The 13,712-nt window shown below is 71.8% G+C and carries 13 protein-coding genes; 11 read left to right on the forward strand and 2 right to left on the reverse strand.

Annotated elements, in window-relative coordinates:
• Positions 1-152: 152 nt before the first annotated feature.
• Positions 153-764: a hypothetical protein gene (locus tag ACFQRI_RS06955; RefSeq protein ID WP_380665717.1), complete on the forward strand. Its 612-nt coding sequence runs from the start codon at positions 153-155 to the stop codon at positions 762-764.
• On the opposite strand, the gene radA is transcribed toward ACFQRI_RS06955, so the two are convergent.
• On the reverse strand, positions 765-2,147 hold the full coding sequence (gene radA, locus ACFQRI_RS06960) for a DNA repair protein RadA (RefSeq protein ID WP_380665719.1): 1,383 nt from the start codon (positions 2,145-2,147) through the stop codon (positions 765-767).
• A gap of 134 nt (positions 2,148-2,281) precedes the next feature.
• Positions 2,282-2,860 carry a copper chaperone PCu(A)C domain-containing protein gene (locus ACFQRI_RS06965; RefSeq protein WP_380665721.1) on the reverse strand — a complete coding sequence of 193 codons (579 nt, stop codon included), beginning with the start codon at positions 2,858-2,860 and terminating at the stop codon, positions 2,282-2,284.
• 289 nt (positions 2,861-3,149) lie between these two features.
• Here ACFQRI_RS06965 and ACFQRI_RS06970 point away from each other — a divergent pair, with 289 nt between their 5' ends.
• The 10 genes from ACFQRI_RS06970 (at position 3,150) to ACFQRI_RS07015 (ending at position 13,694) form a co-directional block, all read left to right on the forward strand.
• Complete coding sequence (locus tag ACFQRI_RS06970; protein ID WP_380665723.1) at positions 3,150-3,638, forward strand: CarD family transcriptional regulator; 489 nt, start codon at positions 3,150-3,152, stop codon at positions 3,636-3,638.
• Positions 3,639-3,653: 15 nt separating this feature from the next.
• Positions 3,654-4,331 (forward strand): 2-C-methyl-D-erythritol 4-phosphate cytidylyltransferase, encoded by a 678-nt coding sequence (gene ispD / locus ACFQRI_RS06975; RefSeq protein ID WP_380665725.1) that lies wholly within the window; start codon positions 3,654-3,656, stop codon positions 4,329-4,331.
• 19 nt (positions 4,332-4,350) lie between these two features.
• Positions 4,351-4,827 (forward strand): 2-C-methyl-D-erythritol 2,4-cyclodiphosphate synthase, encoded by a 477-nt coding sequence (gene ispF / locus ACFQRI_RS06980; RefSeq protein ID WP_380665727.1) that lies wholly within the window; start codon positions 4,351-4,353, stop codon positions 4,825-4,827.
• 100 nt (positions 4,828-4,927) lie between these two features.
• A complete protein-coding gene (locus tag ACFQRI_RS06985) occupies positions 4,928-5,149 on the forward strand; it encodes a hypothetical protein (protein WP_380665729.1) in 222 nt (73 codons plus the stop codon).
• 38 nt (positions 5,150-5,187) lie between these two features.
• Positions 5,188-5,883, forward strand: a complete 696-nt coding sequence (locus ACFQRI_RS06990; protein WP_380665731.1) for an HAD family hydrolase — start codon at positions 5,188-5,190, stop codon at positions 5,881-5,883.
• A 34-nt stretch (positions 5,884-5,917) separates the two neighbouring features.
• A complete protein-coding gene (gene cysS / locus ACFQRI_RS06995) occupies positions 5,918-7,306 on the forward strand; it encodes a cysteine--tRNA ligase (RefSeq protein ID WP_380665733.1) in 1,389 nt (462 codons plus the stop codon).
• A gap of 3 nt (positions 7,307-7,309) precedes the next feature.
• Complete coding sequence (rlmB, locus tag ACFQRI_RS07000; protein ID WP_380665735.1) at positions 7,310-8,266, forward strand: 23S rRNA (guanosine(2251)-2'-O)-methyltransferase RlmB; 957 nt, start codon at positions 7,310-7,312, stop codon at positions 8,264-8,266.
• Positions 8,267-8,393: 127 nt separating this feature from the next.
• A complete protein-coding gene (locus ACFQRI_RS07005) occupies positions 8,394-9,827 on the forward strand; it encodes an MBOAT family O-acyltransferase (RefSeq protein ID WP_380666413.1) in 1,434 nt (477 codons plus the stop codon).
• Between the two features lie 410 nt (positions 9,828-10,237).
• A complete protein-coding gene (locus tag ACFQRI_RS07010; protein WP_380665737.1) occupies positions 10,238-13,168 on the forward strand; it encodes an arabinosyltransferase domain-containing protein in 2,931 nt (976 codons plus the stop codon).
• Positions 13,169-13,289: 121 nt separating this feature from the next.
• Positions 13,290-13,694, forward strand: coding sequence for a GtrA family protein (locus ACFQRI_RS07015; RefSeq protein ID WP_380665739.1), 405 nt, complete (start codon positions 13,290-13,292; stop codon positions 13,692-13,694).
• Positions 13,695-13,712 lie beyond the last annotated feature (18 nt).

Consider the following 13,712-nt stretch of genomic DNA (forward strand, 5'->3'; position numbering starts at 1 on the left):
GCCGTCGCCTGTCCGGGGCGGCGAGTTCACGCTGTGCGCGTGGGTGAACATCGGCTCGTGAGGGAGATTCTCGCGTCAACGATCAGTGATGCGCCCGATCGGGCGATCATTTGAGCGGCCATTCGGAGTAGTGATCGGGTTACCTTCGGTGCGTGCTTGATCCGAACGGTCCGCTCCCGCCCACGGTCTACTGGCGACGCCGGGCGATCGCGCTCGCGCTGGCGCTGACGGTCACGGTCCTGCTCGGCTGGTGCCTGGCGCTGCTGTTCGGCGGCGCCGAGCCCGAAGCCACCGAGCGCTTAGCCGCGCCGGCCACCGCCTCGAAACCGGCGGAGAAGCCCCCTGCCGAGCAGGCCGCGGCGCCACCGCCGGAATGCCCGGACGACGCGATCCGCGTCGCCGCCGAGGTCGGTCGCCCCAGCTTCAAGACCGGCGAGAAGATCAGCCTCGGCCTAGTCGTCACCAACACCGGCCAGCGGCCCTGCGTGCGCGATCTCAACCGCGTGCAGCGCGAGATCGAGGTCCTCGGCCCCGATGGGAAGCACGTCTGGGGCAGCAACGACTGCGTCATCGAGTCCACCAACGAGAAGCCCCTGCTGCGGCCCGGCCAGCCCGTTCGCAACGACGTCGTGTGGCCCGGCCTGACCTCCACCCCCGACTGCGGTCCGATCCGCGAGCGCATCGCCCCCGGCGACTACACCGCCGTGGCCAAGCTCGGCGAGATCACCAGCGACCCCGCCCCGTTCAAGGTCGTCGCCGAGTAGTCAGCCGGAGCGCTTGCCGCGCACCAGCTTCAACGCGTCCTTGAGCGTGGCCACCTCGGTCGCCTTCACGCCCTTGGGCAGCGGACCCGGGTCGGGCGGGACCAGCGCGCGGTCGAACCCCAGCCGGGCGGCCTCGGCCAGCCTCCGGCCCACGCCGTTGACCCGGCGGATCTCCCCGGCCAGCCCCACCTCGCCGACGAGCACCAGGTTCGGCGGCAGCGGACGGCCGGTCTGCGAGGAGGCGACCGCCATCGCGATCGCCAGGTCCGCCGCGGGCTCGCCGATCTTGGTGCCGCCGACCGTCGCGGCGAACACGTCGTGCGAGCCGGTCGAGATGTGCCCGTGCTTGCCCAGCACCGCCAGCATCATCGACACCCGCGCCGAGTCCAGCCCGCTCACCGAGCGGCGCGGCATCGCCATCTCGGTCTTCATGGTCAGCGCCTGGACCTCGACCAGCAGCGGCCGCTTGCCCTCGACCATGACCGTCACCGCGGTCCCGTCGACCGCGGTCTCCTGCCGGTTGATGAACAGCCCGGACGGGTCGGGGACCTCGGCGATCCCGTCGTCCTGCTGCTCGAAGCAGCCGACCTCGTCGGCCGGGCCGAAGCGGTTCTTCACCCCGCGCAGCATCCGCAGCGAGGAGTGCCGGTCGCCCTCGAACTGCAGCACCACGTCCACCAGGTGCTCGAGCACCCGCGGGCCGGCCACCGCGCCGTCCTTGGTGACGTGGCCGACCAGCACCACCGGCAGCCCGCGCTCCTTGGCCAGCGCCACCAGCGCCGTGGTCACCGCGCGCACCTGGGTCACGCCGCCCGGCGTGCCCTCGGCCTCGGCGGACTGCACGGTCTGCACCGAGTCCACGATGAGCAGCCCGGGCTTGACCGCGTCGACGTGCCCGAACACCGCCGAGAGGTCGCTCTCGGCGCCGAGGAACAGCTCGGGGTGCACCGAGTCGGTGCGCTCGGCGCGCAGCCGCACCTGCCCCGCCGACTCCTCGCCGGTGACGTAGAGCGAGGGGCCCGGCGGTTCGCCCGAGGCCCAGCGGTGCGCGACCTCGAGCAGGAGTGTGGACTTGCCCACACCTGGTTCGCCGGCCAGCAGCACCACCGCGCCGGGCACGATCCCGCCGCCGAGCACCCGGTCCAGCTCGCCGATGCCGGTGGACACCGAGCGCGCCGAGTCCAGGTCGACCTCGGCGATCGGGCGCGCGGGCGTCGACGGGGCGCCTGCGGAGACCTTGGCCAGCGCCGGGCGGGCCGGGGCGGTCTCGTCGATCGTGCCCCAGGCCTGGCAGGAGGGGCAGCGACCGACCCACTTGGCGACCTCGTGGCCGCAATCGGCGCAGCGGTAGGCGGGGCGGGGAGATCGGGTCTTGGAGGCCACGCGGCGAGGCTAGACGCCGTCCCCGACGATCACCGGCTCCGGTCCTCCCGACACACCGAGGCCCCGGACCGCGACCTGCGATCCGGGGCCTCGCGCGAGGTGTGATCGGCCGCCCGGGGCGGCGACCGGGGGCGTCAGTGCCCGGCGCTCTCGCCCTCGGCCGGCGGGTTGCCGTGCTCGGGGCGCGGGTTGTGGTCCTTGCCGAGCGGGACCTGGACGGTGACCTGGCCCGCCTTCTCGAAGGTGAAGGTGACCGGGACGGTCACGCCCGCGCCGACCTGCTGCTTGAGGCCCTGCAGGGTGATCTTCACCGTGCGGGCGTCCTCGCCGGGGTCGAGCTGCTCGTTCCCGCCGAGCGCGTGCAGCGCGGAGTTGGTGGGCAGGCTGGTCTCGCCGCTCACCGTCGCCGAGGCCGCGTAGGGGCTGGCGACCGAGACGAGCCGGTCGTCCGGGCCCTGGTTGGCCAGCACCAGCTCCATCGGTGCCGACGCGCCGGCCGGGTAGAAGGAGGCGTCGGACGGGAAGGTCAGGGTAGCGTCGCGCACGGCGACGTCCTTCACGTCGCCGCTGCCGCCGTTGACGGCGGCGACCTGGGTGTCGGTCTCGGTCACCTGACCGGCACTGCACCCTGCGAGGGCGACGACGGCGCCGAGCCCGAGTGCGGCCGGGATCAACCGCAGGCGGACGGCCTTGAGGTGCTGAGGGCGGCTCACGGTTGCAGCGTCCTTCCTGATTGCCGGACAACCACGTGGAGCTTAATCCCCTCCCCCGGAGGCGCGCTCCAGGGGCTAGCCCAACTACTCATCGCGGGCCTGGCGGGCCGCCCAGCGAGGTCGTCCATTAAGGACGGTTTCACAGGGACGAAGGGCTCCGTCTTGCACGTCCGGGTGCTTCTTGTCAAGTCCTGTCCACGGGCTGACCTGCGAAGATGTTTGCAGAGGTGGTCGCTGCCCGGTTGCCCTCCCGTGCTAAAGTGGGCCTAGCGAAAGGGGCAGAGGACACATGGTTTTCAAGGTCGGAGAGACCGTCGTCTACCCGCATCACGGTGCCGCGCTCATCGAAGCAATCGAGACTCGTGTGATCAAGGGCGAGGAGAAGCAGTACCTCGTCCTGAAGGTCGCGCAGGGCGACCTGACGGTGCGCGTTCCCGCGGACAACGCCGAGATCGTCGGCGTTCGGGACGTCGTCGGGCAGGAGGGACTCGATCACGTCTTCGACGTGCTGCGGACCCCGCACACCGAGGAGCCCACGAACTGGTCTCGTCGGTACAAGGCCAACCTGGAGAAGCTCGCCTCCGGCGATGTGAACAAGGTGGCCGAAGTGGTGCGCGACCTCTGGCGACGCGAGAAGGATCGTGGCCTGTCCGCAGGCGAGAAGCGAATGCTGGCGAAAGCCCGTCAGATCCTGGTCAGCGAGCTGGCCCTGGCGGAGGGCACTGACGAGGGCAAAGCGGAAACGCTGCTGGACGAAGTCCTCGCGACCGCGGTCTGACATCGGGAAACGAGTGTGAGCGTTGTCGCGCTGGTCCCAGCGGCCGGCCGCGGGGTCCGCTTGGGCGCGGGACGGCCCAAGGCGCTGGTCCCCGTCAACGGTGAGTCATTGCTGCTGCGCGCGACCCGGGGCCTGCTCTCCTCGGGTCGCGTTCAGCGCGTCGTGGTGGCCGCACCGCCCGACCAGGTCGAGCTCGTGACCGCCGAGCTCGCCGAGCTCCCCGCCGCGCACGTGGTGCCCGGCGGTGCCGAGCGGACCGACTCGGTGCGGCTGGCCCTCGACGCGGTGCCCGAGCTGGCCCCGGACGCCCGCGTGGTGCTGGTGCACGACGCGGCGCGCGCCTTCACCCCGGCCTCGGTGATCCGCGGCGTGGTCGAGGCCGTGGAGGACGGTGCGCCCGCCGTGATCCCGGTGCTGCCGGTGTCCGACACGGTCAAGGAGGTCGACGAGGCGGGCGACGTCGTCGCCACGGTCGACCGCTCCCGGCTGCGCGCGGTGCAGACGCCGCAGGGCTTCGCCATCGACGTGCTGCGCCAGGCCTACGCCGAGGCCGGCGACATCGCGACCGACGACGCGGGCCTGGTCGAGCGGATCGGCGGCAAGGTGCGCACCGTGGAGGGGCACCCGGACGCCCTGAAGATCACCACGGCCTTCGACCTGGCCGTGGCCGAGTCCGTGCTCGCCCGGTCCTGAACAGCTGGAGAACTCGACTTTGTCCGAACGACTGCCCTTCGTCGGCCAGGGTGTGGACGTGCACCCGGTGCGCGCCGGTCGGGACTGCTGGATCGCCGGGCTGCGCTGGCCGGAGGCCGACGGCTGCGCCGGGCACTCCGACGGCGACGTCGCCGCGCACGCGCTGTGCGACGCGCTGCTGTCGGCGGCGGGCCTCGGCGACCTGGGCGCGGTGTTCGGCACCGACGACGACCGCTGGGCGGGTGCGCGCGGTGCGGAGTTCCTGGCCGAGGTGCGCTCCCGGATCACCGCCGAGGGCCACCGCATCGGCAACGCCGCGGTGCAGGTGATCGGCAACGCCCCGCGCATCGGCAAGCGCCGCGAGGAGGCCGAGCGGGTGCTCGGCGAGGCCGTCGGCGCGCCGGTCTCGGTCTCCGGCACCACCTCCGACGGCCTGGGGCTGACCGGCCGCGGCGAGGGCGTCGCGGCGATCGCCACCGCGCTGGTTTTCCGCTGAGTAACGGCGCGCTACCCGTGCGTGACGACTGAGCGGAGTCCGGGAAAACTCAGGGCTCGCACCCTTATGGTCCGGGACGCTCGCGCGCGATGCTCGAATCATGGTGATCGAGCGGAACCGGTGGGTGCGTCGGTTTCTCGTCGCGCAACCGGCACTGATCTGGCCCCTGTCCTTCGTCCTGTGGTCCACCGGCGACGATCTCGCCCTGGCCGCGGCGGTGCTGCTGCTGTGGATCAGCGCCGCGATCACCGTCGCGGCGATCCTGCGGCCCATGCACACCGGCTCCCGGCCCTTCGAGGACCAGCGAACCCCCTGCCGCTGACGCGCCGTCGCGCCGTCCGCGTGCCGTACCGTGTAGGAGTGACTGTGCGATCGGTGATCTTCGACTTCTCCGGCACCCTGTTCCGCCTCGAGGAGGACGAGTCCTGGTTCGGCGACCTCACCGACCGCGGCGGGCGCCCGTTCGACCTCGCCGAGCAGGCCGAGGTGATGCGCCGCATGACCGCCCCCAGCGGGCAGGTCGTCGAGCTCGGCGCCGAGTACGTCGACGCCTGGGAGAACCGCGACCTGGACCCGGTCGAGCACCGCAAGGTCTACCTGGAGGTGCTGCGCAGCTCCGGCGTCCCGGGCGACCAGGCCGCAGCGCTGTACGCGCGCCTGATCGACCCGGACCAGTGGACCCCGTACCCGGACACCGCCGAGGTGCTGCGCAGGCTGCACGAGGCGGACTACCGGATCGGCGTGATCAGCAACATCGCCTTCGACATCCGGCCGGCCTTCGAACGCGCGGGGATCACCCGATACGTCGAAGTCTTCACGCTGTCGTACCTCGAAGGGGTGATCAAGCCGGATCCGAAGATCTTCCTGCGGACCTGCGAGCGCCTCGGCGTCGCCCCTGAGGAGGCCCTGATGGTCGGCGACAGCCGGGAGGCCGACGGCGGTGCGGACGCCGTGGGATGCCAGGTCGCGATCGTCGACCCGCTGCCCACCGCCCAGCGCCCGACCGGACTGCTCGACGCGGTGGGCCACCTGCTGAACCCGACAACCCTGTCGTGATTGGGGCACCACCGGTGCCCGTACCATCGGGGTCGTGAGCCTGCACCTGCATGACACCGCGACCCGGACGACTCGAGAGTTCCACCCGCGCATCGGCGGAGTGGCCTCGATCTACGTCTGCGGCGCCACGGTGCAGGGAGTGCCGCACGTCGGGCACGTCCGCAGCGGGCTGAACTTCGACGTGCTGCGCCGCTGGATGCAGCACTCCGGCTACGACGTGCGCCTGGTCCGCAACGTCACCGACATCGACGACAAGATCCTCGCCAAGGCCGACGAGGCGAACCGGCCCTGGTGGGAGTGGGCGGCCACCCACGAGCGGGCCTTCGAGTCGGCCTACGACCGGCTGGGCTGCCTGCCGCCCTCGGTGCTGCCGCGCGCCACCGGCCACATCACGCAGATGGTCGAGCTGATCCAGCGGCTGATCGACAAGGGCCACGCCTACCCGGCGGGCGGGGACGTCTACTTCGACGTCAACTCCTACGCCGACCAGTACGGCCGCCTGTCCGGCCAGCGCCTCGACGAGGTGCAGCAGGGCGAGGCCACCACCGGCGGCAAGCGCGACCCGCGGGACTTCACGCTGTGGAAGGCCGCCAAGCCGGGCGAGCCGAGCTGGCCGACCCCGTGGGGCCAGGGCAGGCCGGGCTGGCACCTGGAGTGCTCGGCGATGGCCACCTACTACCTGGGCGGCGAGTTCGACATCCACGGCGGCGGGCTGGACCTGGTCTTCCCGCACCACGAGAACGAGCTCGCGCAGTCCAACGCCGCCGGGGACGGCTTCGCCCAGTACTGGATGCACAACGCCTGGGTGACCATGAGCGGCGAGAAGATGTCGAAGTCGCTGGGCAACGTGCTGGCGATCCCGGCGGTGCTGCAGCGCGCCCGCGCCGTCGAGGTGCGCTACTACCTGGTCACCCCGCACTACCGCTCCACCATCGAGTTCTCCGACGAGGGCCTGCACGAGGCCGCCGCGGCCTACGGCCGGATCGAGAACTTCGTCGGCAAGGTCGCCGACCGCACCGGATCGGTGCCGATGGGCGAGGTCGCGCCGGAGTTCGCCGCGGCGCTCGACGACGACCTGGGCACCCCGCAGGCGATCGCGGCGGTGCACGCCGCGGTCCGCGAGGGCAACGCGGCGCTGGACCGCGGCGACGACGAGACCGCGCGCACCGCGGCGGCCTCGGTGCGGACGATGACCGACGTGCTCGGTCTGGACCCGCTGTCCGAGCAGTGGGCGCAGGACTCGGGCAACGCCGCGCACGACGCTCTCGGCGAGGTCGTGCAGCTGGTGCTCGAGCAGCGCCAGAAGGCGCGCGCCGAGCGCGATTTCGCCACCGCCGACCTGCTGCGCGATCGGCTGCAGGCGGGCGGCATCGCCGTCGAGGACACCCCCGACGGCCCGACTTGGACACTGAAAGACGGGTAAGACGTGGCCGGCAACGACAAGCGCCGCGGTGGCGTGCGCAAGTCCAACAAGAAGGGCATGGTCGTCGGCTCCGGCGGGCAGCGGCGCCGCGGCCTGCAGGGCAAGGGCCCGACGCCGAAGGCGGAGAACCGGGTCGCCCATCCCGCGAAGAAGAAGGCCGACGCGCGCGCGAAGGCCGAGCAGCAGCGCGCCAAGCGCCAGCAGGCGGCGGAGAACTCGCCGGAGCTGGTCGCCGGGCGCAACCCGGTGGTGGAGTGCGTCCGCGCCGGGGTGCCCGCCACCGGCCTGTACGTGGCGCAGGGCATCGACATCGACGACCGGGTGGAGGAAGCGGTCCGCGAGGCCAAGCTCCGCGGCGTGCCGGTGGTCGACGTGCCGCGCACCGAGCTGGACCGGATGACCAGCAACGCGCTGCACCAGGGCGTGGCGCTGCAGGTGCCGCCGTTCGAGTACGGGCACCCGGAGGAGGTGCTGCGCACCGCGGTCGACACCGGCCTGCCGCCGCTGATCGTGGCGCTGGACGGGGTGACCGACCCGCGCAACCTGGGTGCGGTGATCCGCTCGGCGGCCGCGTTCGGCGCGCACGGCGTGATCGTGCCGCAGCGCCGCAGCGCCGGCATCACCGCGGTCGCCTGGCGCACCAGCGCGGGCACGGCGGCGCAGCTGCCCGTGGCCAAGGCGGTCAACCTCACCCGCACGCTCAAGGACTTCAAGCAGGAAGGCCTGATGGTCGTCGGCCTGGACGCCGACGCCGACATCACCTCCGACGACCTGGACCTGGCCACCGGACCCCTGGTGGTCGTGGTCGGCTCGGAGGGGCGCGGCCTGTCCCGCCTGGTCCGGGAAACCTGCGACCAGACGGTGTCCATCCCGATGGCCACCGGCGTGGAGTCGCTGAACGCCTCGGTGGCCGCGGGCGTCGTGCTCTCCGAGGTGGCTCGCCGCAGGCGCGTCCGCTGACCCGCTCCGCCCCCGGTTCCCGCCGGGGGCGTTCGCGCATTTCGGGCACCCGTCGAGGGCGGCTCGGTTAGGCTCCTGCGGTAACCCGCACGGGGGAGGCGTGGGCCTCCCGCACCCCGAGGCCCCGATGTCGTTCGCTTCTCCGCTGTTCCTCTGGTACTTCCTGCCGCTGCTGCTGGTGGCGGTGCTGGTCGCACCGCGCGGAGCGCGCAACGCGGTGGTCGCGGTCGGCAGCCTGCTGTTCTACGCCAGCGGCGCAGGCGGCACGACCTTGCTGCTGCTGGCCTGCATCGCGGTCAACTACGTCGCCGGGCCTCGGTTGGAGCCGAGCGAGTGGCCTGCCGAGCGGGTGCGGCAGAAGTGGCTGCTCGCGGGCGTGATCGGCTTCGACCTGGCGATCCTGCTGGTGTGGAAGTACGCGGGCTTCGCCACCGAGCAGCTGCGGGTGCTGGCGAGCTGGTTCGGCGGCGACTTCCCGGTGCTGCACCTGGCGCTGCCGATCGGGATCTCGTTCTACACCTTCCACCACATCTCCTACGTGGTGGACATCCACCGCGGCGAGCGCCCGGCGCTGCGCAGCCCGGTGGCCTTCGCGACCTACATCTCGATGTTCCCGCAGCTGGTCGCCGGTCCGATCGTGCGCTACCGGGAGATCGCCGACCAGCTGCCGCAGCGGCGCGAGCACCGGCTGGACGACATCGCCGCGGGCTTGCCGAGGTTCGCGTGGGGCCTGACGAAGAAGGTCGTCATCGCGGACACGCTGGCGCCGATGGTGGACGCCTGCTTCGCCACGCCGAGCGAGGAGATGACCTTCGCGGTCGCGTGGCTGGGTGCGATCGGCTACGCGATGCAGCTGTACTTCGACTTCTCGGGGTACTCCGACATGGCGATCGGCCTGGCGCGGATGCTGGGTTTCCGGCTGCCGGAGAACTTCGCCCGGCCGTACTCCTCGGTGACCATCACCGAGTTCTGGCGCCGCTGGCACATGTCGCTGTCCCGCTGGTTCCGCGACTACGTCTACATCCCGCTGGGCGGCAACCGCCGGGGCACGGCCACGACCTACCGCAACCTGCTGATCATCTTCGTGCTGACCGGGTTCTGGCACGGCGCGGCGTGGACCTTCCTGATCTGGGGCCTGTTCCACGGCGCGCTGCTGGTCGTCGAGCGCCGCTTCGGCTGGGCGGCGGCCCCGGAAGACAAGGTGGCCCGCGTCGCCCGCCGCGCGGCGACGCTGCTGCTGGTCGTGGTGGGCTGGGTGTTCTTCCGCTCGCCGGACGTGGCCACCGCCCTGACGATCCTCGGCCACATGCTGGTCCCGGACCTCGACGGCCTCACCGAGGTCGTCGCCGCCTCGGTCACCAACCAGCGCGCGGTGTTCCTGCTGGTGGCGCTGGTGGTGGTCGTCCTCCCGGCCAACGCGGGCACCGGCCCGCTCCTCGAAGCGGTCCGCACCCGCCAGGCCTACGCGCTGCGCGCCGCGGTCCTCACCGCCGGTCTCGCCTACTCCGGCCTCCTGGTGGCCACGGGCTCCTTCAGCCCCTTCCTCTACTACCAGTTCTAGGCGCGGGCGTCCGCTCCGCCTGCTGCCAGTTCCAGGGCGACGGATTCGGGTCGTCCTTCCGCTCAACTCGCGAGAACTGCTCACATTTTTGGCAGGCGAAAAATCCAACTCGGACGAATCTAATCATATTGTGTGACACTGCCGATTTGGCGGAAGTCGGCAAAGCGCTGATGAATCGCGATGCGTATTCACGATCTCTCTCCGCGGCCCTCTGTACTGCGGAAACGCCGACGGAACGAGGGCTGCGCCCTTCTCGTTCAGGGGTCGGTGCTGCTCGAGTCGCGCCATCGGCGTCGAATTCCTCGTGATATCCGTACGCCGTGGTCATTTCAGAATTGACGCCCGCGTCCGGCAATATCGCTGATTCCGGTTCTGCTCCGGTTCCTCGGCGACGTCGAGGGGTGCGCTGGTTGTGCGCCTTGGCGGCGCTGACGGTGCTGCTGGGCGTCGCCGTGCCGTTCGCACCGGTGATGGCCTCGGAGTCAGTTCTGAGCTGGCCGCGCGAGGGGCGTGCGCCGGCTTCCACCGCGCTGCCGCTGAACCCGCCGCGACCGCTGTCGCTGGAGGCGACGGTGCCGTGTTCGGCGCTGCGCGCGGTCGGCACGGGCGCCGTGCTGCGCACCGTTCCCGCGCACGTGAACCCGGCCGGCGGACTCGTGGTGCGCGCCGACTCGGGACGGGTCGCGGTGAGCGCGGACGGCCGAACCGCCCTGGACGAACCGATTCCGGCGACGGGAGACTGCGCGTACCGGATCAGCGCCGGTGCCGATGGCCTCCGCGTCGCGCCCGACGCCGCACCACCGATCGTGCTGCCCGACGTCGCGGTGCCGGAGGTGTCCGCGCTGATCACCGATGCCGAAGGGCGGGCTGCCGAAGCCGGTCTCGCGGTTCAGGTGCGCACCGACGACCGGTACGCCTCGCAGCCGAGCACCCTGAAGCTGCTGCTGCTGGTGCTGCACGGGATTTCCCTGGCGATCACTCTGCTGCTGGCCGCGCGGCTGTGGCGCGGGTCGGGTCGAGGGCTGCGGTGGCCGAGGCCGGGCTGGGCCGACGCGCTGGTCGCGGGCGTCGCGGCGTCGTGGGTCGTCCTCGGCCCGCTCCAGTACGACGACGCGTGGTACGCGCTCATGGCGCGCAACGCCTCCGAAGCCGGTTACATCGGCAACTACGTCTACATGTTCAACGTGACCGAGAACCCGTTCGTGCTCGGCCAGTACTTGATGCAGTTCTGGGGGTGGCTCGGCGGGTTCTCGTTGTGGTGGCTGCGATTGCTGCCGCTGCTGTACGGGTTGTTCGCGTGGACGATGCTGCGCTGCCTGCTCGCCGCGGTGCTCGGACGGACAGCTCGCTCCCCGTGGGTGCCGTGGGCGCTTGCCTCGGCCTTCCTGGTGTGGTGGTTGCCCTACGGCATGACCTTGCGCCCCGAACCCCTGATCATGTGCCTGGGCGCTGCGGCCATGCTGCTGGCCGAGGTGGCGCGGCGGCGGCGCAGCGTCGCCGCGGCGGTCGCCGCCACCGTCGTCGCGGTGTTGGCCGTGAGCTGTTCGCCCTCGGGGTTGGTGGCGTGGGCACCGCTCGTGCTCGGCCTGCCGTGGCTGTGGCGCTGGATGCGGGAGCAGAGCGCGCTCGCGCGCGCGGCCGCCGTGCTCACGCTCGCCGCCGCGGGAACGGCGCTCGTACCGGTCGGCTTCGCGGACGCCTCCTTCGGTGACGTCGTCGAGGCCACCAAGGTGCACCGCTGGTACTACGCGTCGTTCTCCTGGTACGAGGAGTGGCGGCACCTCAGCACCCTGATGGCCGCGCCGTGGGCGCTGCGCCTGCCGCTGCTGCTGACGCTGGGCGTGGGGCTGTTGGTGGCTCTCGGACGAGGGCGCCGGTGCGCGCCGGGCACGATCTGGTGGTTGACGCTCACCAGCGCGGTCATCACCGCTCTCGCTCTGGCCCTGCTGGCGTTGAGCCCCACGAAGTGGGTCCTGCACTTCGGCGCTGCTTCCGCTCCGGCGATCGTGCTGCTCGCGATGGCGCTGCTGCGCTCACCGCTGCCGCGGGGGACCGGTGTCGTCGCAGGCATCACCGGCACCGGCGTGCTGATCGCGCTCGCGGTGGCCGGTTTCGCCGGTCCGAACTCGTGGAAGCCCTACAGCGACCGCGGGCAACCGTTCGGCAACCACGTGGACCCGGCTCCGTCGAAGGTCGAGCTGGAGCAACTCGCCCCGCACATCGGCGACGTGTTCCTGCGCGACATCGCCCTCTGGATCGGGCTCGCGGCGCTGATCGCCGGCATCGGCCTGTGGCGCCGCAAGAACCACCGCGGCGTGCTGCTGCGTCCCGAACGCGGTGTGCTGGCCGCTGCCTCGATGATCCTCGTGGTCGGCGTGGTCGCGGTCTTCGTCCACGCCCCGGTCCGCCAGTGGCCGGGCTGGACGGTCGCCTCGGGCGGTCTGCACGCGGTCCGGGACGGGCGGACCGCCGGGCTGGCCGACCACGTGAGGGTCCTCGACGATGCCGCTGCGCCACTCGCACCGCCGACCGGAGAGCCGCACCTGACCGGAGACTTCGCCGACGCCTCAGCGCATCCGTCCCCCGTGCCCCCTCCGGGGCCCGGTCCCGTCTGGCACACCAGCACCCCGGAAGCCGCCGGCACCGGAACCCTGAGCACGGGCTGGTACCCGGTTCCGCCGAGCGGCGACGGTACGCACATCACCGTGCCCGTGCTCGGTGACGACGTCGCGGCGCACCGGTTGCTGGTGCAGGCCGAAACACCGCGCGGTGTGGTCGACCTGCCGCTGGAACCGGATCCCGCGCTCGGCAGCAGTCATTGGCAGGAACTCGCGGTCGCGCTGCCCGACCGCGACATCCGCGCGGTTCGCGTGGTCGCCGAACAGCGGGCCGCCGCGTGGATGGCCGTCGGGGGACCGCGTCTCACCGATTGGCGGCCGGTGACCAGCGTCACCGACGGTGAGCAGGTTTTCGCCGATCAGCTCTCCGCGCCCCTCTGGCCGAACGTGGACCACGCTGAGATCAGCAACGGCATGGTTCGCCCGGCCGGGGTCAGGCTCCTGGCGGCGGAGAACATCGATCCCGGCGTCCTGAACAACCACTCGTTCCGCGCGTGGGGTGGCACGCGGGGCAGCATCGGTCACGCAGCGACGTTCGTGCGGATGACCGCGGACCTGCCGGGTGGACCGCCCACCGCGCCGTGGGGAAGCGTCGAACGCGTCGTCTACGAGCACCCGCCGGCGCAGGTCGACCTGACCGAGCAGCACCGCGCGCGCTCCGGCTGGGAGCGCCTGCCCACGCTGGCCGGGGAGAGCTACATCGGCCGACCGTTCACCGGCTGAGCTGAACCGCGCTCGTTCCGGCGGCCGGTGCGAACCGGTCCCCGCTGGTACGTTCCGCGCTCGGCGCGCAAGTGCTCCAGGAGGACGGTTGGCTTCGAGATCGACGAGCGAGGCTGGAGATGTGACGGGCCAGCGCGGGTTCTTCACGCAGGCGTTGCGGTTCGGGCTCGTCGGGATCGGCGGGGCGATCGTGGACTACGGCAGCCTCCGCGCGCTGCTCGTGCTCGGCACGTGGCCGGACCTCGCCCGCGTGCTCAGCTTCGTCGTCGGCAGCACCGCCGTGTACCTGGTCAACCGCCGCTGGACCTTCACCTCGCGGCGCAACGCTCCCGAGGTCGTCCGGCTGGCTGTCGTGCTGGTGATCACCTTCGGCCTGGTCGCGGGCGTCAACTCGCTGTGCCTGCGGGTGCTGCCCGATTCGGCCTGGCGGATCACCCTGGCCTGGGCGATCTCGCAGGCGGTCGCGACGACCTTCAACTTCCTCGCCCAGCGCACCTTCGTCTTCCGCCGCCCGTCGAACCCGTAGCCGGCGCGAACCGCGGAG

This window comes from Saccharopolyspora griseoalba, assembly GCF_042665275.1.
Taxonomy (GTDB): domain Bacteria; phylum Actinomycetota; class Actinomycetes; order Mycobacteriales; family Pseudonocardiaceae; genus Saccharopolyspora; species Saccharopolyspora griseoalba.

Excerpts from the sequence above, each read along its gene's own strand:
- ACFQRI_RS06970 (WP_380665723.1), top strand. The coding sequence starts at position 3,150 with ATGGTTTTCAAGGTCGGAGAGACCGTCGTCTACCCGCATCACGGTGCC.
- ACFQRI_RS06985 (WP_380665729.1), top strand. The coding sequence starts at position 4,928 with ATGGTGATCGAGCGGAACCGGTGGGTGCGTCGGTTTCTCGTCGCGCAA.
- ACFQRI_RS07005 (WP_380666413.1), top strand. The coding sequence starts at position 8,394 with ATGTCGTTCGCTTCTCCGCTGTTCCTCTGGTACTTCCTGCCGCTGCTG.